The sequence below is a fragment of the Rhizobacter sp. genome (genome assembly GCF_032229685.1).
Lineage (GTDB): Bacteria > Pseudomonadota > Gammaproteobacteria > Burkholderiales > Burkholderiaceae_C > LMDS01.
In genome coordinates, this window is the sequence record NZ_JAVTWP010000048.1 from 93,727 (window position 1) to 112,671 (window position 18,945).

At 69.4% G+C, this 18,945-nt stretch carries 16 protein-coding genes; all 16 read right to left on the bottom strand.

What is annotated here, in order from left to right:
* Positions 1-6 precede the first annotated feature (6 nt).
* Positions 7-303 (bottom strand): hypothetical protein, encoded by a 297-nt coding sequence (locus AC30PD_RS24010; RefSeq protein WP_489538213.1) that lies wholly within the window; start codon positions 301-303, stop codon positions 7-9.
* Positions 304-323: 20 nt separating this feature from the next.
* Entirely contained in the window at positions 324-1,133 is an 810-nt protein-coding gene (locus AC30PD_RS24015; protein WP_489538214.1) for an alpha/beta fold hydrolase, read from the bottom strand.
* A complete protein-coding gene (locus AC30PD_RS24020) occupies positions 1,133-2,329 on the bottom strand; it encodes an acyl-CoA dehydrogenase family protein (protein WP_489538215.1) in 1,197 nt (398 codons plus the stop codon). The genes AC30PD_RS24015 and AC30PD_RS24020 overlap by 1 nt, the downstream gene beginning before the upstream one ends.
* 48 nt (positions 2,330-2,377) lie before the next feature.
* A complete protein-coding gene (locus AC30PD_RS24025) occupies positions 2,378-4,159 on the bottom strand; it encodes an acyclic terpene utilization AtuA family protein (RefSeq protein WP_489538216.1) in 1,782 nt (593 codons plus the stop codon).
* A 42-nt stretch (positions 4,160-4,201) separates the two neighbouring features.
* Positions 4,202-4,681, bottom strand: coding sequence for a PaaI family thioesterase (locus tag AC30PD_RS24030; protein WP_489538217.1), 480 nt, complete (start codon positions 4,679-4,681; stop codon positions 4,202-4,204).
* Positions 4,682-4,696: 15 nt separating this feature from the next.
* Positions 4,697-6,346 (bottom strand): MBL fold metallo-hydrolase, encoded by a 1,650-nt coding sequence (locus tag AC30PD_RS24035; protein WP_489538218.1) that lies wholly within the window; start codon positions 6,344-6,346, stop codon positions 4,697-4,699.
* Positions 6,347-6,362: 16 nt separating this feature from the next.
* Positions 6,363-7,772, bottom strand: coding sequence for a VWA domain-containing protein (locus tag AC30PD_RS24040; RefSeq protein ID WP_489538219.1), 1,410 nt, complete (start codon positions 7,770-7,772; stop codon positions 6,363-6,365).
* Positions 7,756-8,724, bottom strand: a complete 969-nt coding sequence (locus AC30PD_RS24045; RefSeq protein WP_489538220.1) for an AAA family ATPase — start codon at positions 8,722-8,724, stop codon at positions 7,756-7,758. The genes AC30PD_RS24040 and AC30PD_RS24045 overlap by 17 nt, the downstream gene beginning before the upstream one ends.
* A complete protein-coding gene (locus tag AC30PD_RS24050; protein WP_489538221.1) occupies positions 8,708-9,853 on the bottom strand; it encodes an acyl-CoA dehydrogenase family protein in 1,146 nt (381 codons plus the stop codon). The genes AC30PD_RS24045 and AC30PD_RS24050 overlap by 17 nt, the downstream gene beginning before the upstream one ends.
* The gene (locus tag AC30PD_RS24055) at positions 9,850-11,022 is read right to left on the bottom strand and encodes an acyl-CoA dehydrogenase family protein (protein ID WP_489538261.1); all 1,173 of its coding nucleotides are present in this window, start codon (positions 11,020-11,022) and stop codon (positions 9,850-9,852) included. Before AC30PD_RS24055 ends, AC30PD_RS24050 begins: the two co-directional genes overlap by 4 nt.
* A 30-nt stretch (positions 11,023-11,052) precedes the next feature.
* On the bottom strand, positions 11,053-13,032 hold the full coding sequence (locus tag AC30PD_RS24060; protein WP_489538222.1) for an acetyl-CoA carboxylase biotin carboxylase subunit: 1,980 nt from the start codon (positions 13,030-13,032) through the stop codon (positions 11,053-11,055).
* A 7-nt stretch (positions 13,033-13,039) separates the two neighbouring features.
* Positions 13,040-14,659 (bottom strand): acyl-CoA carboxylase subunit beta, encoded by a 1,620-nt coding sequence (locus AC30PD_RS24065; protein WP_489538223.1) that lies wholly within the window; start codon positions 14,657-14,659, stop codon positions 13,040-13,042.
* Positions 14,660-14,860: 201 nt separating this feature from the next.
* Entirely contained in the window at positions 14,861-15,676 is an 816-nt protein-coding gene (locus AC30PD_RS24070; protein WP_489538224.1) for a CoA-transferase subunit beta, read from the bottom strand.
* Positions 15,677-15,685: 9 nt separating this feature from the next.
* The gene (locus tag AC30PD_RS24075; RefSeq protein ID WP_489538225.1) at positions 15,686-16,573 is read right to left on the bottom strand and encodes a CoA transferase subunit A; all 888 of its coding nucleotides are present in this window, start codon (positions 16,571-16,573) and stop codon (positions 15,686-15,688) included.
* A 26-nt stretch (positions 16,574-16,599) separates the two neighbouring features.
* Positions 16,600-17,745 carry an NAD(P)H-dependent flavin oxidoreductase gene (locus AC30PD_RS24080; protein ID WP_489538226.1) on the bottom strand — a complete coding sequence of 382 codons (1,146 nt, stop codon included), beginning with the start codon at positions 17,743-17,745 and terminating at the stop codon, positions 16,600-16,602.
* 40 nt (positions 17,746-17,785) lie between these two features.
* On the bottom strand, positions 17,786-18,937 hold the full coding sequence (locus tag AC30PD_RS24085; RefSeq protein WP_489538227.1) for an acyl-CoA dehydrogenase family protein: 1,152 nt from the start codon (positions 18,935-18,937) through the stop codon (positions 17,786-17,788).
* Positions 18,938-18,945 lie beyond the last annotated feature (8 nt).

The window sequence follows — 18,945 nt, forward strand, 5'->3', positions numbered from 1 at the left end:
GTGGAGTCAGCCCTTGAACACCGTCGCGTGGTCTTGCGCGAACTGGCGGAAGCTGCGCGGGGCCTGCCCGGTCACCGACTTGACCGTGTCGGCGACATAGGCCAGGTGGCCGGCCGGGCCGAGAGCGTAGAGTTCGTTCATCATGTCGGCCAGCTTTTCCGGCATCCTGGCGTCCAGCATTCCCTGCTTGGCCGCTGCGAGCGGGACGTTCACATGGTTGACCGCCTTGCCGAGTGCATCCGAGAGGATGCGCGCCATCTCGGCGCAAGTCAGCGCCTTGCCCCCGGTGATCGGGTAGGCCACGTTCTCGTGTCCCGCCTCGGTCAGCGCCTTGGCGCCGACGCGAGACCCGCCTGACGCGAGACGCGCTGCAACGCATCCAGCACCACCTCGCGCGCCTTGTGCTGCGGATCGTGGCCGACGCCGGGCAGGGCGCTGACTTCGAGCGCCATCGTGCCGTGCTCGACCAGGGCGCGGGCGCTGGGACGCCAGCCGTAGTCGTCGGCCTGACCGAACACCGCGCTCACCGGGCAGCGCACCGCGCCGATCTGTTCGGCCATCGACCAGTGCACCGCATCATCGCTGGACCAGGGTCCGTGCCAGGCCCAGAACATCGAATCGGTCTTGTCGCCATGGTGGCGCATCAGGCGTTCGCGCAGGCCGCCGTGTTCGAAGGCCTGGCGCGCGCCGGCCATCGCCCGCACCATGTGCAGGTCGAGTGCGATCGTCGGCGAGCAGGCGCAAACCGCGCGCACGATCTCGGGGTGTGCCGCCGCGGCCAGCACCGCCATCGCGCCGCCGTCGCTGTGCCCGAACAGCACCGCGCTGCCGATGCCGAAGTGGCGTAACAGGTCGCCGAACACCGGACCGGCTTCTTCATGCCGATAGGCCCGCACGCGGCCCGCGGTGAGCGCGTCCGAACCCCCGTAGCCCCAGCGGTCGTACGACAGCACCGGCATGCCCGTGGCGGCCGCGATCGCCTCCGGCAGGTCCTTCCAGGTGCTGGTGCAATCGAGCCCGCCGTGCAGCATCACGACCACGGGACGCGCGCTGTCGATCCGGCCCCAGGTCCTCGCGCTGAGGCGGTGACCACCGGCGGTGAACTGATGCTCCTGCACGGGTGGAGGCTGCATCAGTACGACTTCGGCAGCCCGAGCACGTGCTCGCCGATGTAGTTCAGCAGCATCTCGTTGTTGATCGGCGCGATCTCGAGCAGCCGGATCATCGGCCACAGCGTGACGACGTCGTAGTCGCGGTCGAAGCCGTAGCCGCCGTGGGTCTGCAGCGCCGCCTCGACCGCGGCGACCGCGGCGCGCGAGGCCAGCAGCTTGGCCATGTTGGCGTGCGCCCCGGCGTCCTCGCCGTTGTCGAAGCGGTCGGCGGCGTCGTAGGTCATCAACCGCGCGGCTTCGAGTTCGGCCTTGGCCAGCGCCATGCGGTGCTGCAGCGCCTGGTAGCTGCCGATCGGTTTGCCGAAGGGCTTGCGGTCCTTCGAATAAGCCACGCCCTTGGCCAGTGCGTAGTCGCCCAGGCCGAGCGCAGCGCCCGCGGCCAGCAGACGCTCGGAGTTCAGGCCCTCGAACATCAGCTTGGCGCCTTTGCCGGGCTCGCCGATCAGCCCGTCGGCGGCGACCTTGACGTTGTCGAAGAACACCATGTACTGGCGCTCTGCGGTCTCGACCTGAATGTTGAGCTGCTTCAGCGTGATGCCCGGCGCTTTCATGTCGACGACGAACAGCGAGATTCCCTCGGTGCGGTGCTTCACTTCACCGGCCTTGGTGGTGCGCGCCACCACCAGCATGATGTCGGCGTCGCGCGCGCCCGAGATGAAGACCTTCTGGCCGTTCAGCGTCCAGCCGCCGTCGGCGTCCGGCGTGGCCAGGGTCGTCATCGCGAAGCTGTTGGTGCCGGCGTTCGGCTCGGTGATCGCGAAGCACATCTTCAGCTCGCCGGTGCAGGTCGGCGTCACGTACTTGGCGATCTGCTCGCGCGTGCCGTGGCGCACGATCGGCACCCGGCCGAGGCCGGTGACGACGAGGAACAGCGTCGGCACGCCGGCCAGCGCCAGCGCTTCGTTGAGCGCGGTGATCTCGAGCACGCCGCCGCCCGAGCCGCCGTATTCCTCGGGGATCGACAAGCCCAGCAGGCCGAACTTGCCCAGGGCCTGCCACAGCTCCTCAGGGAAGCGGTCTTCCTTGATGCACTGCAGGATGTAGCTGCGCGGGTACTGCGCAGTGACACCGCGCGTGGCTTCCTGGATGTCGCGCACCCGGGCCTGGATCATGGACGACGCGGTCTTGCGGCCGGCTGGCATGCTAACGGTGTTCATTCGGAATCCTTTCGAGGTCGTTCTGCAGCTCGTGTGAAGCGTGCGGGGTCAGAGGGCCAGGTCGGCGGGCACCGGCACCGGGTGGTCGAGCAGCATCTGCGCATAGGCCTTGCCTTGCGAGTCCATGCGCACCGAGGCGATGCCGCCGCCGCCCAGGGCCTCGTGCAGCATGAAGTTCAGCGACTGCGTGCCCGGCAGGTCGTAGCGTTCGACCTTGCCGTGCACAAGGTGCGCGAACCAGTGGGCCACCGCCTCTTCGGTGATCGCGGCGCGGATGTAGGGCAGGAATTCGGGACGGCGCGCGATGATGCCGATGTTGGCCGCATCACCCTTGTCGCCGCTGCGGCCCCAGGCCAGTTGCACCAGCGGCACGGTGCGCGTGCCGCGTGCGAAGGCGTCGGGCGGCGGCAGCGGGCCGCCCACGGCCGGCAGCGCCTCGAGGTCGAACGGCTTGCCGGCGAGTTGCGGCGCGGTGACCTTTTGCGCTCCCATGTCGATGCTGACACCGAGCTGCGACTTCGGTACCAGGCACGAGAACAGCCGCACCACCGGCTGCACCTTGGGCCGGCCGCCGGTGAAGCCGGTGATCGCCGGCGACGACATCAGCGCCATCGGCGCGACCTCGCGCGAGAACAGCTCCAGCGCGTCTTTCAGCGGATGGCGCACGCCGACCTTGAGCATCACCTCGCGCGATGCGCTGCGCGCCCGTGCGCCGTAGGTGTCCTCGGCGCCGATCGCCTCGACGCTGACCTCGGTGAAGTCGGGCCAGCCGCGTTCGCGGTAGTGGCGCCGCATGCGCGCCAGCATCGCGGCGCCGGTGCGCCGCGCCTTCGCGCCGGCGTCGATGCCGCCGATCATGAACAGGCTCATCGCGCGAAAGCCGTCGGCGTAGGTCAGGCTGGCCTTGGCCTGGTCGGTGGGCGCTCGGCCGCGTGCACCCTTGACCTCGACCCGGTCGGGGCCGGCCTGCGTCAGCGTCACGGCGGTGAAGTCGCAGACCACGTCGGGCAGGATGTAGGCGCGCGGGTCGCCGATCTCGTAGAGCATCTGCTCGCCCACCGTCGAGGGGCAGATCAGCCCGCCGGTGCCGGCCGGTTTGGTGATGACGAAGCTGCCGTCGGTACGGCACTCGGCGATCGGGAAGCCCATGTCGTCCCAGCCCGGAACGCTGGCCCAGTCGGTGTAATTGCCGCCGGTGGCCTGGGTGCCGCATTCGATCAGGTGGCCGGCCAGGCTGCCCTGCGCCAGCTGATCCAGGTCGTCGGCCTTCCAGTTGAACCGCGCGATCAGTGGCGCCAGCGTGACGGCGCTGTCGACGCAGCGGCCGGTGACGACGATGTCGGCGCCGGCGGCCAGCGCCGCGGCAATCGGGAACGCGCCCAGGTAGGCGTTGGCGCTCATCACCTTGGCCGGAAAGGCCGCACCGGAGAACATCTCCTGCACGCCGGCGGCGCGCATGGCCTCGACCTGCGGCATCAGGTCGTCGCCGAGCACGGCGGCGATCTTCAGCTCCACGCCCTCGGCCTGCGCGGCGGCCACCAGCGCGTCGCGGCACGCGGAAGGGTTGACGCCGCCGGCGTTGGCGATGACCTGGATGCCGCGCGCCTTGATCTGCTTCATCAGCGGCTTCATCGTCGCGACGAAGTCGGGCGCGTAGCCCTGCGTCGGGTCCTTGGCCTTGGCGCGGATCAGCAGCGACATCGTGATCTCGGCCAGGTAGTCGAAGACCAGCACGTCGATGTCGCCGCGTTCGACGAGTTGGGCCGCAGCGAACTCGGTGTCGCCCCAGAAGCCGGAAGCGCAGCCGATGCGGAGGGTGTCTTTGCTCATGGGTCTTGTCTCCTGGAAAGGGAAGCGGTCTCGCGGCCCGGCCTAGGCATCGCCGCGCGGCCAGAAGATGCGCCAGATGCCCTTGGCCGTGGCGCAGACGCGGCCCTGTGCGTCGAACAACTGGCCCTCGGCGAAGGCCACGCTGCGGCTGGCGCGCACGACCTTGCCGCGGGCCTCGAAGTGATCACCGCTGGCGGCTTCGACGTAGCTGATGTCGAGGTTGATCGTCGACTGGCGCAAGCGCTGCGGGTCGATGCCGCGCATCTCGGGCCGCGCGAGCAGCGACGAGGCGATCGCGCAACCGAGCGCGCCGTCGAACATGTAGGCGATCACGCCGCCGTTGAGCACGCTGTCGGAGCCGCCGCCGCCGCGCTGCGTGGCCATCACCTGCGGCAACCGCACGACGGCCTCGCCGACGCCCGCCACGTCGACCTCCAGGCCCTGTGCGCGCATGAAGGTGTTGTTGCCCCAGCGTTTCCAGAACGCATCGACGACATGCTGGGGCAGGGGGGTGTCGGTCACGGCTCGAACTCCGATTCAAGAGGCCAGATCGAGCGCACGGATGCGCTCCACGTGCGCCAGCAGCGAACGCTTCGCCATCGGCCACAGATTCTTCGGCGTGTCGGCATAGGCCAGCGCCACCCAGTCCTCGGACTCGCCCTCGGGCTTCGCGCGCATCGCGGCGATCACCTTGGCTTCGCGCCCCAGCCGGTGGGCCTTGAGCCGGGCGATGGTGTCAGCGGCCGAGCCCATCACGTGGCCGTGCGCGGGCAGGATGAAGCGGATGGCGTCGCCGCCGCACGCCGCGCTCAGCGCGTCGAGCGAATCAAGGTAGGCCGCCATGTTGCCGTCCGGCGGGTCGATGATCGTGGTGCTGCCGTTGAGGACGTGGTCGCCCGAGAACAGCAGGCCGTCTTCCTCGACGACCAGGCACACGTGGTTGGCGGCGTGGCCCGGCGTGTGGATCGCGCGCAGGGTCACCGGGTGCTCCGGGTCGGCAAGATGCACGCGCTCGCCGTCGCCGAGTTCGCGATCGGGCACGAACAGCGAATGATCCCGAGCGGTCGGTACCGACGCCATGCCGAGAATGGGCGGACGCCGGCCGGTGCGGTCGGCGCAGAGCTGCGCCAGCGGCTTTGCGCCTGGCGAATGGTCGGGGTGCGAGTGCGTGCAGAGGAGGGCCCGGATGTTCCCCTCGGTTGCCGCGAACAGGCGCGCCACGTGCGCGTCGTCGCGCGGACCGGGGTCGATCACGACGAACCCTCCGGCGGCGCTGCCGATGATGTAGCTGTTCGTGCCGGGCCCTGTCATCACGCCGCCGTTCGGCGCCGTCAGCCGCCACAGGTGGCGCAGCAGTTGCACCGGGCGTTCGTGCTGCCAGTCGAGCGCGTGTTCGAGCTGGCCGTCGGGGCAGACCATCTCGAGCTCGCCGAAGGGCAGGTCGTGCTCCATGTAACGTTGCGGCTGGCCCTTGACGAAGGCGCCGCGTGGGCACGACTCCCACAGCGGCTGGCCGCTCGCGCAGGCCTGCAGCGCGGCGTCGACGTCGCGGAACGGCGCCAGCCAGCGCAGCGTGCGCAGGGTCGGGAAGATCAGCGGCAGTGTGCCGTCCTGGTGACGTTGCAGTGCGTCCTCGGCAGGCAACCAGACCGGTTCGAACTGTTCGGCGTCGTCGGCCACCGCGGTCTGGCCTGCGGGGACGCGCGCGATCAGGAAGGCGGTGTCGAAGCGCCGCGGGCCGACGTCGCGATCGGTGGTCCAACGCGCCAGCGTGCGCACGTCGGCCGCGGCCAGCTTCAGCCGGTGCGCGCGCAACTGCGGGTACAGGGCCTGGTCGCGCCGCATCGACGCCATGTCCCGATCGGTCAACGGGCCGCCGTCGTCGCGCACGGCGTGCAGAATTCCCAGTTCCTCGAAGCTTTCACGCAGCGCGGCCAATGCCGGCGTCAGCCGCTCGGCCGGGTCGCCCGCAGCGCCGTGGACCAGGTCGAGGGCACCCGCGTCCTCGGCGTCGATGCGTCCGCCGGGGAACACGAACACGCCGGGCAGGAAGCTGGCGGTCGGCGAGCGCCGCGTCAGCAACACCTCGGGGCCCGCGACGCTGTCACGCAACCACAGCAGCGTGGCCGCCGGCCGCGGTGTCGCCGGGGTGCGGGCGGCATGCAGCTGCAAGGTGGGACGGACCATCGGTCGGCCTCCTCTGTCAGGCACTGGCGCTGTTGGTGCGCAGCAGCTCGTCGAGCGTGCGCTCCAGATGGCGCAGCGAATTGCATTCGCGCGCGATGTGGCAGTAGGGCGCGTAGCGCTTCATCTCCGAATCGCCCAGACCCCAGAACGACACCGGCTCGGGGTTCAGCCAGATCACGCGCCGCGCGCGCCCGTACAGCGTCTTCATGACCTCGGCGTGCGCCTCGCCGCGGTTGTTGCGCGCGTCACCCAGGATCAGCACCGTGGTGCGGCGGTCGATGCGGTGCATCAGCTGCTCGTCGATGTCCTCCAACACCTGGCCGTAGTCGGTACCGCTGCCGCCCACCGCCTGCATCACCTTGTCGACCGCCTGCTCGACCGGCAGCGCCTCGAAGGTCGCGCTGACGTCGACCAGGTGGTTCGTGAAGGCGAAGGACTGCACGTCGGACACCAGCTCGTCCAGGCTGTACAGGAACAGCAGCAGGAAGCGCGCGTACTGGCGCACCGAGCCGCTCACGTCGCAGATCGCCACCACGCGCGGGCGCTCCACTTTCGTGCTGCGCCAGAAGGTCTCGAACATCACGCCGCCATAGGCCGCGTTGGCGCGCATCGTGCGGCGGAAGTCGAGCTGGCCGCGCTGTTCGCGGCGCTTGCGGCGTGCGTGACGCTCGGCCAGGCGGCGCGCGATCTTGCGCACGATCTCGTGCATGCGGGCGAAGTCGCGGCGGTCGATGTTCGACAGCTTCTGGGTCTGCAGAAAGTCGTCGTGCAGTTCGCGGGTGGGCGCGGTGCCGTACATCGAGAGCTTGCGCTCGACGAAGTTGCGCACCTCGTTGAACAGGTGCTTGCGGGCGCGCTCCAGCGCGGCCAGCCGCTCTGGGGCCAGCGTCTGCCGGCGCGCGTCGCTGATCTCGCGGTCGAGCAGCTCCAGCCCCATCGCCTGCTGGATCTTCTGGGTGTAGTAGCCCTTCTGCGTGAAGAACCAGATGTCGGTCAGGCCGACCTCGCGCGCAGCCTGCTGCATGCGGCGCGACAGCGCCGCCGAGTCGCCCGACTGCAGCAGCTGCGACAAGGCCTGGCCCGCGCTGCCCTGGCAGCCGCCGGGTCCGCCGCTGCCCCCGCCGCCCTCGGCATTCGAGGGCGGATCGGCCTGCGGCGGCGGAGCCGGTTCGGCACCGGCCGGCGCCCGGCCCAGCTGGCGCGTGCCGAAGGAGTCGAAGCGGAAGAAGCGGTCGAAGGTCTGGTCGAACACCGCGCGGTCGGGCAGCGTCTTGGCCAGCGTCGCACCGAGCGCGCTCTTCAGCAGGTCGCGTTCGCGCCAGCCGACCAGGGCGGTGGCGCGCGCGGCATCGATCTGCGCGTTCAGGCTGATCTCGAGGTCGCTGCCGCGCAGCGCCTTGAAGAAGTCTTCAAGAGTGGCTTGCAAGAGGAAACTCCGCGTCCTTGCGCGCCTGGGCCAGCAGCGCCGGGAGCTGCTCGGTGGCCGACGCGATGTCTTGCTCGAACTTGAGGAACACGTTGAGGGTGTCGCGCACCAGGTCGAGGTTCAGGTGCTCGGCATTGAGCAGCAGCAGGGTCTTGGCCCAATCGATCGTCTCGCTGACCGAGGGTTGCTTCTTCAGGTCGATGGCGCGCACCGCCTGGACGAAGGCCACCAGTTCGCGGTTCAGTGTCTGCGACAGGCCGGGCACGCGGCGTTCCAAGATCTGCCGTTCGACCACCGCCTCCGGAAACGGGATGTGCAGGTGCAGGCAGCGGCGCTTCAGTGCGTCGCTCATCTCGCGCGTGTTGTTGCTGGTCAGGAAGACCAGCGGCTTGACCTTGGCCACGATCGTGCCGAGCTCGGGCACCGAGACCTGGAAATCCGACAGCACCTCGAGCAGGAAGGCCTCGAACTCGGGGTCGGACTTGTCGATCTCGTCGATCAGCAGCACGCAGCCGCGTTCCTGGTGCAGCGCCTGGTAGAGCGGCCGCGGCTCGAGGAAGTGCTCTGAGAAGAACAGATCGTCGTGCGAATGCAGCTTCTCGATCGATGCCGCCAAGCCGACCGCGCCCTGCATCATCTCGGCCAGCTTGTCCTTGAGGAGCTGCGTGTAGAGCAGTTGCTTGCCGTACTTCCATTCGTACAGCGCCTTCGACTCGTCGAGGCCTTCGTAGCACTGCAGTCGGATCAGCGGCACTTCGAGGATGCTGGCCATGCTCTTCGCGAGCTCGGTCTTGCCGACCCCGGCCGGCCCTTCGACCAGCACCGGCTTCTCGAGGTTGAACGCGAGGTAGACCGCGGTAGCGAGCTGCCGGTTGGCGATGTAGTCGACGTGCGAGAGTCGCGACAGCACGACATCAACGGTATCGAAATGGGAGTCATGCAGGGACTTCATCGGGTTCCTTCTTGTTGAGCAGGCCGGTGCCTGCCGTCAGTTGGCGCGCTTCGCCGACGCCTCGAGCGATGCCGAGAACGGTGTGGATGTCGCGTCTGAGTTCGAGCAGATTGCGGCCGTGATCGTCGAACGGCGCGGCAAACGATTCGCAGGCGTTCTGCCAGCGTTCCAGCGCCAGGCGAACGCCGACATTCAGGTCGGCCAGGCGATCGTCCGCACCCTGCTTGTCGAGGTGCGAGGCGGATGCGGCGGCCAGTTGCGCCAGCGCCGCGAGCTCGAGTTGCAGCGCACCGAGGGTGCGCAGGGTCGCGGGCGTCGGTGCGGCGCCGCGTTGCCACGACGCCAGCGCGTCCAGCTCGGCCTGCATCGCGCCGCACACGACACCTGCCAACAGGGCGTCTTCGAGCGCGCGCAGCGGCCGGGCGATCAGATCGAAGGCGCGGCCATCGGTGCGCAGGCGGCCGGCGCGGGCCACGTGGCAGGCGTCGAACGCAAGCCCACAATGGCCGAGCGGCGGCAGCGCGGCCGGGCGACCGTTGGACAACCTGTTCAGGCCGGTCGCATCGGTATCGACAACGAAGGCATCGAAGATTTTGCGGCCGCCCGCCTCGCCGGTGACGGCCAGCACGACGACGGCATCGGCGGCCGGGCCGTTGCTGACGAAGGCCTTTTCGCCGTCGAGCTGCCAATGGTCATCGTGACGGCTGGCGAAACAGCTCAAGTACTTGGGGTGCGCGCCGACCTTCGGTTCCGAGATGGCGAGCGCCACGATCTTGGCGCCGCGCGCCATCATCCGCACGAGTGCCCGCTGGGCTTCGTTGCGGGCGTGCGGACCGATCACGAAGCGCCCCAGCATTTCGTTCATCAGCCACGCGAGTGCCAACCCCACGCTCGCCGTCTCGCGTGCGATCAATCCAGCCAGTGCCGCGATGGCCGTCCAGTCGGCGCGAGCCGCGCGGCCGTCGGCATCGAACCCCACCCCGAGCAGACCGCGCGATGCCAGGTGCTGCCACCAGGCGCGCGGGAAGTCGCCGTCGCGGTCGACGGGAGGTGCGCAGAGCAAGGCGATTCGCATCGATTCGAGCAAGTCTTCATCACAAGCGTCGATGTCGGGGGGATGGATGTTCATGGCATGCGGCCTGCGTTGTGGAACCCGAGCTGGCGCGCGGCGAGGTCGCGCATCACTTCCTCGGCGCCGCCGCCGATCGCGTTGACCTTGACCTCGCGGTAGATGCGCTCGACCGTGACGCCGCGGATGAAGCCTGCGCCACCGTGCATCTGCACCGCTTCGCTCGCGCAATGCGCCATGGTCTGGGTGGCCTGGTTCTTCAGCAGGCAGATCTCGCCCACCGGCGTGTCGCCCTGTTCGACGCGCCAGGCCAGCAACTCCAGCAGGGCCTGCGTCGCCTCGATGCGCATCGCCATGTCGGCCAGCTTGTGGCGCGTGACCTGCTGGTCGATCAGCCGCCCGCCGAACATCTCACGCTCGCGCGCCCAGGCCAGCGCCTCGTCGAGGCACACGCGTGCGAAGCCATTCGCGCCGGCGGCCAAGAAAATGCGCTCCCGGTTGAAGTTAAGCATGATCGCCTTGAAGCCCTGGTTCTCGGTGCCCACCAGATTGCCTACCGGCACGCGGCAGTTGTCGAAGTACAAGGTGGCGGTGTCGGAGCACAGCCAGCCCATCTTCTCGAGCCGCGTCTGCGTGAAGCCGGGCGTGCCCTTTTCGACCAGCAGCAGCGACACGCCGCCCGCGCCCGCGCCGCCGGTGCGCACCGCCACGGTGTAGAAGTCGGCGCGCATGCCCGAGGTGATGAAGGTCTTGGAGCCGTTGAGCACGTAGTGATCGCCATCGCGCCGCGCCGTCGTCTTCAGGTTCGCGACGTCCGAGCCGCCCGACGGTTCGGTGATGCCCAGGGCGCTGATCTTCTCGCCGCGCAGCACCGCGGGCAACACCTTGCGCTTGATCGCCTCGGACCCCACGTTGACGATCGGCGGGCAGCCGATGGTGTGCGACAAGAGGCTCGCCAGCACGCCGCCGGCGCCGCAGCGCGCCAGCTCCTGTGCCGCGATGATGGTCATGAACAGGTCGCCGTCGTTGCCGCCATGGGCTTCGGGAAAGCCCAGGCCGAGCAGGCCGATCTCGGCCGCTTTGCGGTACAGATCGAGCGGGAAGCTCGCCGCTGCTTCCCACGCCTCGACGTTCGGCGTGATTTCGCGCGCGACGAAGCGCCGCATCGCGTCGCGGAAGGCCGCGTGCTCGGCGGTGTAGAAGGGGCTGCTGGCAGGGGTGGCGTTCACGGTGTTGCTCATGGGGTCGATGCCGCGCGCTCAGGGCGCCGCAACCTCGTCGATCAGGGTGACGATGACGGCCCGGTTCGCGACCTGATCGCCGGGCCGCACGCCGACCCGTTCGACCACGCCGTCGCGACGCGCGACCAGCTGGTGTTCCATCTTCATCGCTTCCAGCACCGCCAGGCGCTGGCCCTTCGTGACCGCGTCGCCGGGCTGCACCAGCACCGCCAGCACGCGCCCGTTCATCGGCGCGGTGACGCTCGACTCGGCCGCCTGTTCGCTGCCGCGCGGTGGCGCATGGGTGATGTCGTCGAAGGCGTTCACATGGCCGTCCAGCGCCAGGTGCAGCGTCGCGCCGCTGAAGGTGCGCGTGCCTTGACACTGCAGACCGTCGATCGACAGCGGCACGGCCGCGCCGTCGGCCGTGCCGATCGCGATGTCGTGCGCCGTGTCACCGTCGAGTTCGACGCGGAATCGCCCGTTGCCCAGCGCCGTGACGTGGGTGGGGTGTCGGCGCTCGCCCTCGGTCAGCTCGAGCGGCCAGCGCGGCGTGCCGTTGGAGCGCCAGTTGGACTGCGCGCCGCGATACGCCGTGGCGTCGAACCACAGCGCCGCTGCCACGGCCACGGCTCGGTTGGCGGCCGTCGGGCGCTGCAACACCTCGGGGCCGAAGTGTCGGTCGATGAAGCCGGTGGTGGCCGCACCCGTTGCGAATTCGTCGTGCGCGGCCGCCGCCTCCAGAAAGCCCAGGTTGGTCGGCAGACCCAGCACGCGGGTGTTGCGCAGCGCGCCCAGCAGGCGCCGCCGGGCCTCGTCGCGGGTCGCGCCGAAGGCGATGATCTTCGCGATCATCGGGTCGTAGAACGGGCTGACGGTCTGGCCGCTGACCAGCCCGTGGTCGACGCGGATGCCGGTGCCGGTCGGCGGCTGCCACAGCGCCACGTCGCCGCTTTGCGGAAGGAAGCCGGCCCACGGGTCTTCGGCGTAGAGGCGCACCTCGATGGCATGGCCCTGCAGCCGCACCTGGTCCTGCGTCAGCGGCAGCGCCTCGCCGCGTGCCACCGCCAGTTGCCAAGCCACCAGGTCCTGCCCGGTGATGCATTCGGTGACCGGGTGCTCGACCTGCAGCCGGGTGTTCATCTCGAGGAAGTAGAAGCTGCCGTCGCGGTCGAGCAGGAACTCGACCGTGCCGGCGCCGACGTAGTCGACCGCACGCGCGGCGGCCACGGCCGCGGCGCCCATGCGTTCGCGCAGCGCCGCGCCGACGGCGGGTGAGGGCGCTTCCTCGAACACCTTCTGATGCCGGCGCTGGATCGAGCAGTCGCGCTCGCCGAGGTGGATCACATGGCCGAGCCGGTCGGCAAAGACCTGCACCTCGACGTGGCGCGGCTCGACCACCGCGCGTTCCAGGATCAGCTCGTCGGAGCCGAACGCGCTGGCGGCCTCGGAACGCGCGCTGACCAGCGCCGCCGGCAAATCGGCCATGTTGGTGACCAGCCGCATGCCGCGGCCGCCGCCGCCGGCCGCCGCCTTGACCATGATCGGCACGCCGATCTCGTGCGCCTGTGTCAGCAAGGTCTTGTCGGACTGGTCGGCGCCCTGGTAGCCCGGCACACACGGCACGCCGGCCGCGAGCATCAGGCGCTTGGCCGCGGCCTTGTTGCCCATCTGCTCGATGGCATGCGGGTCGGGGCCGATGAAGACCAGCCCGGCGGCCTGCACGGCGCGCGCGAACTCGGCGTTCTCGGACAGGAAGCCATAGCCGGGATGCACCGCGCCGGCGCCGCTGGCGGCGGCCGCGCGCAGCACCGCCTCGATGCTCAGGTAGCTGTCGCGCACCGGCGGCGGGCCGATGCACAGTGCCTCGTCGGCCTGGCGCACGTGCAGCGCGTCGGCGTCGGCCTCGCTGTAGACCGCCACCGTGCGATACCCCTCGGCCCGCGCGGTGCGGATCACGCGGCAGGCGATCTCGCCGCGGTTGGCGATCAGGATCTTGGTGAACGCGGTCCGGGTCATGCCGAGCTCACATCCGCGCCACGCCGAAGCTGTTCGGCCGCGGGTTGCGCGCACGCCCCTCGCGACACACCGCCAGCGTCATGGCCAGCACCTGGCGTGTGTCGCGCGGGTCGATGATGCCGTCGTCCCACAGCCGCGCGGTGGCGAACAGCGATTGCGACTCCATGTCGAAGCGCTGCAGGATCTCGGCCTTCATCGCGTCCAGCATGGCCGGCTCGGGCGTCTTGCCGGCGCGCGCCATCTTCTCCTCGGTGACGATGCGCATCACCGTCGACGCCTGCTCGCCGCCCATCACCGCGACGCGGGCGTTGGGCCAGGCGAAGACGAACTGCGGGTCGTAGGCGCGGCCGCACATGCCGTAGTTGCCGGCGCCGAACGAGGCCCCGATCATCAGCGTGATGCGCGGCACCGTGCTGTTGGTGACGGCCTGGATCATCTTGGCGCCGTGCTTGATCATGCCGACCTGCTCGACCTCCTTGCCGACCATGAAGCCGGTGGTGTTCTGCAAATACACCAGCGGCGTCCCCGACTGGTTGCACAGCTGCATGAACTGGGTGGCCTTGTTCGCACCCTGCGGGTCGATCGGCCCGTTGTTGCCGATGAAGCCGCAGGGCTGGCCCTCGATCGCGCCGTGCCCGCACACGGTGGCGGCACCGAATTCTGGCTTGAAGTCGAGGAAGTCGGAATCGTCGATCAGCCGCGCCAGCAGTTCGCGCACGTCATAGGGCTGGCGGTAGTCGGGCGGCACCAACCCGGCGATTTCTTCGGCGGGGTATCGCGGCGGCTTCCAGGCGCGGCATGCCTGCGCCGGCAGCTGGTCGTTCCAGGGCATGCGCGCCAGCACGTCGCGGGCGATGCGGATGCCGTCGGCATCGTCCTCGGCCAGGTATTCGGCGACGCCGGAGATGCGGGTGTGCATCTCGGCCCCGCCCAGTTCTTCGTCGGTGGCGATCTCGCCGGTGGCCGCCTTCAGCAGCGGCGGGCCGGCGAGAAAAGCCTTGGCCCGCCCGCGCACCATGACCACGTAGTCCGACATGCCTGGCAGGTACGCGCCGCCGGCGGTGGAATGGCCGTGCATCACCGTCACCTGCGGGATCCCGGCCGCCGACAGCCGCGCCTGGTTGGCGAAGCCGCGACCGCCTTCGATGAACACTTCGCCGACGTGCATCAGGTTGGCGCCGCCCGATTCGACCAGCCGCACCACCGGCAGCTTGTTCTCGAGTGCGATCGCCTCGGCGCGCAGGCTCTTGCGCATGCCCATCGGCGTGATCGTGCCGCCCTTGATCGCGCTGTCGGAGGCGAACACCATGCAGCGCACGCCCGAGACGATGCCGATGCCGGTGACGATGCCGCCGCCGAGCACGTTCTTCTCGCCATCGTCGTCGTGCATGCGGTAGCCGGCCAGCGTGGACAACTCGAGCCAGGGCGAGCCGCGGTCGAGCAGGCGCGCCACGCGCTCGCGCGGCAGCAGCTGCTTGCGGGCGCGGAACTTCGCCTCCATCCCGTTCGAGGTGTCCCGGACACGGGTTTCGAGGCCGCGGAACTTCGCGATCATCGCGAGCATCTGTTCGCGATGCTGCATGACTCGCTCCGAGCCGGGGTCGATCAGGGTCTGCAGAACTGGCATGCGTCTCGGGTGGGTTCGATCCGGATCAGAGGCTCGGCCGGCGACGACGCTGGACGCGCCGCCATCGCTCGAAACGAAGGCTGCTGGCCGCAGGAGCGAATCAAGCGACGGCGCTCTCGAACAAACCTAACGACCGTTAGAAAGCAAGATGGTACAGGAAAACCGGCCGGCGGTCCGGCTGCCGCGCCGGTTGGACACCGCTCAGCGCGTGATGCGCAGTTCCTTCAGCAACCCGTCGGGATCGACGATCGTGCGCAGCACCGCCAATTCCTGTGGCGTGGGCGGCTCGGTTTCGACCACCGTGGCCGGCACCCTGACCTCGAAGCCGGTCGCCGCCTGCACCTCGGCCACGGTGACGCCGGGGTGCAGCGAGAGGATGCGCATGAAACCGCTGTCGGGGGCGAAGTCGAACACGCCCAGCGGCGAGAACACGCGCTTGGGTGGCATGCACAGCGTCTGCACGTACTTGGCGCGGTCGGCGGTGTGGCCGGGCGAGCTGATGAAATCGACCTCGTCGACGAAGATCTTGCGGTTGTGGTGCATCGTGAAGAAGTACAGCACGCCGAACGACACGCCGAAGCACAGCCCCACCGTGCCCACGCCGCGCACCTTGGGCGCGGCGTAGTCGCCGACGCAGACCATGTTGCTGCTGCCACGCTTGTCGATCTGGATGCCGCCGATCACGGCGACGATCTGCTCGTTGCCGCGGTTGTGGCGCCACATCTCGATGTCGACGATGTCCTCCATGTCCATCACGTACTCGGCGCCGCGGATCACGCGGTGGTCCGAGGTCGAGGTCTGCAGCTTCGAGCTGGAATTGATGGCGCCGCCGCCGCCGGCCAGCCACCACAGGTTGGGGGCGTAGAGGATGCGCGCGAGCTTGATGCCGGCCGCGGGCAGCTGCGAATAGGCGCCGACCGCGGCCCAGTCGCCGTCGTGCCCCTTCATCTGGCGCGCGATGGCCACCGCCATCAGTTCGCCGACCGAATAGTCCTGTGCTGTCTTGATGTTCGACATGGCGGCTCCTCAGATCGATTCACGCAGGTTCAGCAGGCGCTCGATGCCGAACTTCTCGAGGTACGCGAAGTGGTCGGCGGGGCCGAACACATAGTCGCGCAGGTAGGCATCGATGTCGCCGTCGCGGTAGGCGATCAGCGCCGGCTCGTCGTGGTTGTAGACGCCATGGCACGACAGCGGGTGCGAGCCGTACGGCACCTTGACCACCATGTCGATGTAGTGGCCCGGAATGCTGGTGCGCTTGGGGTCGGCCTGGATGCTCTCCAGCGTGACGATCTCTTCGGTGGTGACGATGGTGCGGCGCGAGGCCTTGGCGATCAGCGCGTCGCCGACCACCGAGCCCAGGTGCACGACGTTGCCGTAAGGGTCGCACTTGGCGGCATGGATGATCGCCACGTCGGGCGCGATCGCCGGCGAGACGATGATCTCGCGCCCGGTGTAGGGGTCGGTGGTGCGCTGGTAGGTGGGTTCGCGCTTCGGGTTGTCGCGCGCTTCGTGGCCGGGCGGGTAGGGCACGAAGGGCAGGCCCAGCGCGCCGGCCTTCAGGCCCAGCACGTAGTAGATCTCGTCGCCGTCGATGACCTTGATGCGCTTTTCCTCCACCGCCTTGCGGTAGCGCGGCGCCATGCCCAGGTGTTCCAGGCCGACGTAGCACACGGTCAGCGTGTCGACGCAGCCGGCACCCACCAGCAGGTCGGCCGGCATGCCGGCGCTGACGTTGGCGATCAGCTTCAGGCCCTTGGTGCCGCGGCGCACGATCTCGCGGATCAGCGCCATCGGCCCGTTGTGCGAGTGGATGCCGCCGAAGGCCAGCGTGCTGCCGTCGGTGATCAGCGCGGCGGCCTGTGCGAGCGTGCCGAGCTTGGGGGTGCGCTGCGGGGTGTCGATGACTTCCATGGTCTTGGTCTTTCGTCGGTCGGAGTTCAGTTGAAGCTGACGCGCGCGGGCAGCTCGCGCTGCAGGATGTCTCGCGCTTGGTCGATCATTCGCGTCACGATCTCGTGCGCCGGCAGCACGCTGGCTATGCGCGCCACGCCCTGGCCGCAAAAGATGCCCGATTCGAGGTGGCGCCCGACGCTTGCCGCGCCCAGCGCCATCGGCGTGGTCAGCAGCGCCTGATCGGGCATCGGCAGCGCCGCCAGGCCCGAGGCGTCCCAGGCGGTGTCCCATTCGCTGCGCAGGTGGCGGCAGGTCTTGCCGGTGTACCACTTGCTGCGCACCGTGGCGCCGTCGCCGGCGTCGACGATGCGCTGCTTGTACCAGTCGGGCGCGCTGCATTCGCGGCTGGCGATGAAGCGCGAGCCGACCCAGACGCCGACCGCGCCCAGCGCCAGCGCCGCGGCCAGGCCGCGGCCGTCGACGATGCCGCCGCCGGCCACCACCGGCACCGGCGCCACGCGCTCGACCACATGCGGCACCAGCACCATGCCGTCGACATCGCCGCTGTGGCCGCCGGCGGCGGTGCCGGTGCAGATGACGGCGTCGATGCCGCCGCGCGCGACGCTGACCGCGTCCTTCACCTTGCCCACCAGGCTCATCACCTTGATGCCGAGCGCATGCGCTTCGGCGACCATGAACGCGGGGTTGCCCAGCGCCGAGACGAACAGCGCCGGCCGCGCCAGCAGGATCGCCTTGACCTGTTCGCGGCTGAAGGTCTCGCCGAGCTTGAACGAGGCGACCGAGCTCATGCCCGGCGTGGCGCGCGCGGCGTCGTCGTCGAAGGGGATGCCGCGCTCCTGCAGGAAGCGCTCGCGCAAGGCCAGGTGCTGCGGCGGGAAGTGGGCCTTGGCAGCGGCGGCGCGGAAGTCGTGGCCGTAGGTTTCCACCCGCGCCGGCAGGCCGATGTCCATGCCGAAGGGCTTGCCGGTAAGCTTGCGGGTCTCGGCGGCCATCGCGATGATCTGCTCCGGGTCCTTGTCGGCGCAGGCCAGCACGCCGATGCCGCCGGCTTCCGAGACCGCGGCGACCAGCTTGGGGTCGGAAATGTCGGGTGCCATCGCGGCGAGCATGATGGGCAGCTCGATGCCCAGCAGGTCGCACAGCGGCGTGCGGAAGCGGGTTGCGGCCATGGCGGTTCTCCTGTGGCCTCGGTGGTTGCGGCGGCCGCCTTCAGCGGCGCGGGTACAGCCCGAGGTTCTTGCTGATGATCTTCAGCATGATCTCGTCGGCACCGCCGCCGATCGAGCACAGCCGGCCGTCGCGGTAGAAGCGCGACACCGGCGTCTCGTTGACGAAGCCCATGCCGCCATAGAACTGCAGGCAGCTGTCGGCCACCTCGCGTTGCAGCCGCCCGACCTTGAGCTTGGCCATCGAGGCCAGCGTGGTCACGTCCTGGCCGCCGATGTAGAGCTCGGCGGCGCGGTAGACCAGCGCGCGCAGGGCCTCGATCTCGGTCTGCAGTTCGGCGAGCCTGAAGTGCAGGTACTGGTTGTCGAGCAGCGGTGCGCCGAAGGCCCGGCGCGCGCCGGTGTAGGCCGCGCAGTCGCGGATCGTGCGCTCCATCAGCATCAGCGAGGCCGCGCCGGCCCACAGGCGCTCTTCCTGGAACTGCTGCATCTGGTATTCGAAGCCGCGGCCCTCGTCGCCGATGCGAAAGCGCTGCGGGATGCGCACCTCGTCGAAATACAGCGGCGCCGTGTCGGAGCTGCGCATGCCCAGCTTGTCGAGGCGCTTGCCGCGTGTCACGCCGGGCGTGTCCAGCGGCACGCACAGCAGGCTCTTGTTGCGATGCGCCGGGCCGTCGCCCAGGTTCACCAGCAGACAGACCCAGTCGGCCTGGGTGGCGTTGGTGATCCACATCTTCGAGCCGTTGACGATGTAGTCGCCGCCGTCGCGCCGCGCCGTGGTGGTGATGGCCGCGACGTCGCTGCCGGCGTGTGGCTCGGAGACGCCGATCGCCGCCACCCAGTCGCCGGCGATCGACGGCACGAGGAACTCGCGCCGCAGCGCGTCGGAGCCGAAGCGCGCCAGCGCCGGCGTGGCCATGTCGGTCTGCACGCCGATCGACAGTGGCACGCCCATGCTGTGGGCATGGCCGAGGGCTTCGGCCATCATCAGCTCGTAGCTGTAGTCCAGGCCCTGGCCGCCGTACTCGGTGGGTTTGTGAATGCCCAGCAGGCCGAGCGCTCCGAGCTTCTTGAAAACCTCGTGCGCCGGGTAGATGCCCGCGGCCTCCCACTCGTCGACGTGCGGGTTGATCTCGGTTTCGACAAAGCGCAGCACCGTGCGGCGCAGCTGTTCGTGCTCGGCGGTGACAAGCATGGCGCGCC

What these genes read in the sequence shown, in the direction of transcription:
- AC30PD_RS24045 (WP_489538220.1), bottom strand. Translation starts at nt 8,724, where the DNA reads ATGAAGTCCCTGCATGACTCCCATTTCGATACCGTTGATGTCGTGCTG.
- AC30PD_RS24065 (WP_489538223.1), bottom strand. Translation starts at nt 14,659, where the DNA reads ATGCCAGTTCTGCAGACCCTGATCGACCCCGGCTCGGAGCGAGTCATG.
- AC30PD_RS24025 (WP_489538216.1), bottom strand. Translation starts at nt 4,159, where the DNA reads ATGAGCAAAGACACCCTCCGCATCGGCTGCGCTTCCGGCTTCTGGGGC.
- AC30PD_RS24060 (WP_489538222.1), bottom strand. Translation starts at nt 13,032, where the DNA reads ATGACCCGGACCGCGTTCACCAAGATCCTGATCGCCAACCGCGGCGAG.
- AC30PD_RS24035 (WP_489538218.1), bottom strand. Translation starts at nt 6,346, where the DNA reads ATGGTCCGTCCCACCTTGCAGCTGCATGCCGCCCGCACCCCGGCGACA.
- AC30PD_RS24075 (WP_489538225.1), bottom strand. Translation starts at nt 16,573, where the DNA reads ATGGAAGTCATCGACACCCCGCAGCGCACCCCCAAGCTCGGCACGCTC.
- AC30PD_RS24085 (WP_489538227.1), bottom strand. Translation starts at nt 18,937, where the DNA reads ATGCTTGTCACCGCCGAGCACGAACAGCTGCGCCGCACGGTGCTGCGC.
- AC30PD_RS24050 (WP_489538221.1), bottom strand. Translation starts at nt 9,853, where the DNA reads ATGAACATCCATCCCCCCGACATCGACGCTTGTGATGAAGACTTGCTC.
- AC30PD_RS24015 (WP_489538214.1), bottom strand. Translation starts at nt 1,133, where the DNA reads ATGCAGCCTCCACCCGTGCAGGAGCATCAGTTCACCGCCGGTGGTCAC.
- AC30PD_RS24070 (WP_489538224.1), bottom strand. Translation starts at nt 15,676, where the DNA reads ATGTCGAACATCAAGACAGCACAGGACTATTCGGTCGGCGAACTGATG.
- AC30PD_RS24020 (WP_489538215.1), bottom strand. Translation starts at nt 2,329, where the DNA reads ATGAACACCGTTAGCATGCCAGCCGGCCGCAAGACCGCGTCGTCCATG.
- AC30PD_RS24080 (WP_489538226.1), bottom strand. Translation starts at nt 17,745, where the DNA reads ATGGCCGCAACCCGCTTCCGCACGCCGCTGTGCGACCTGCTGGGCATC.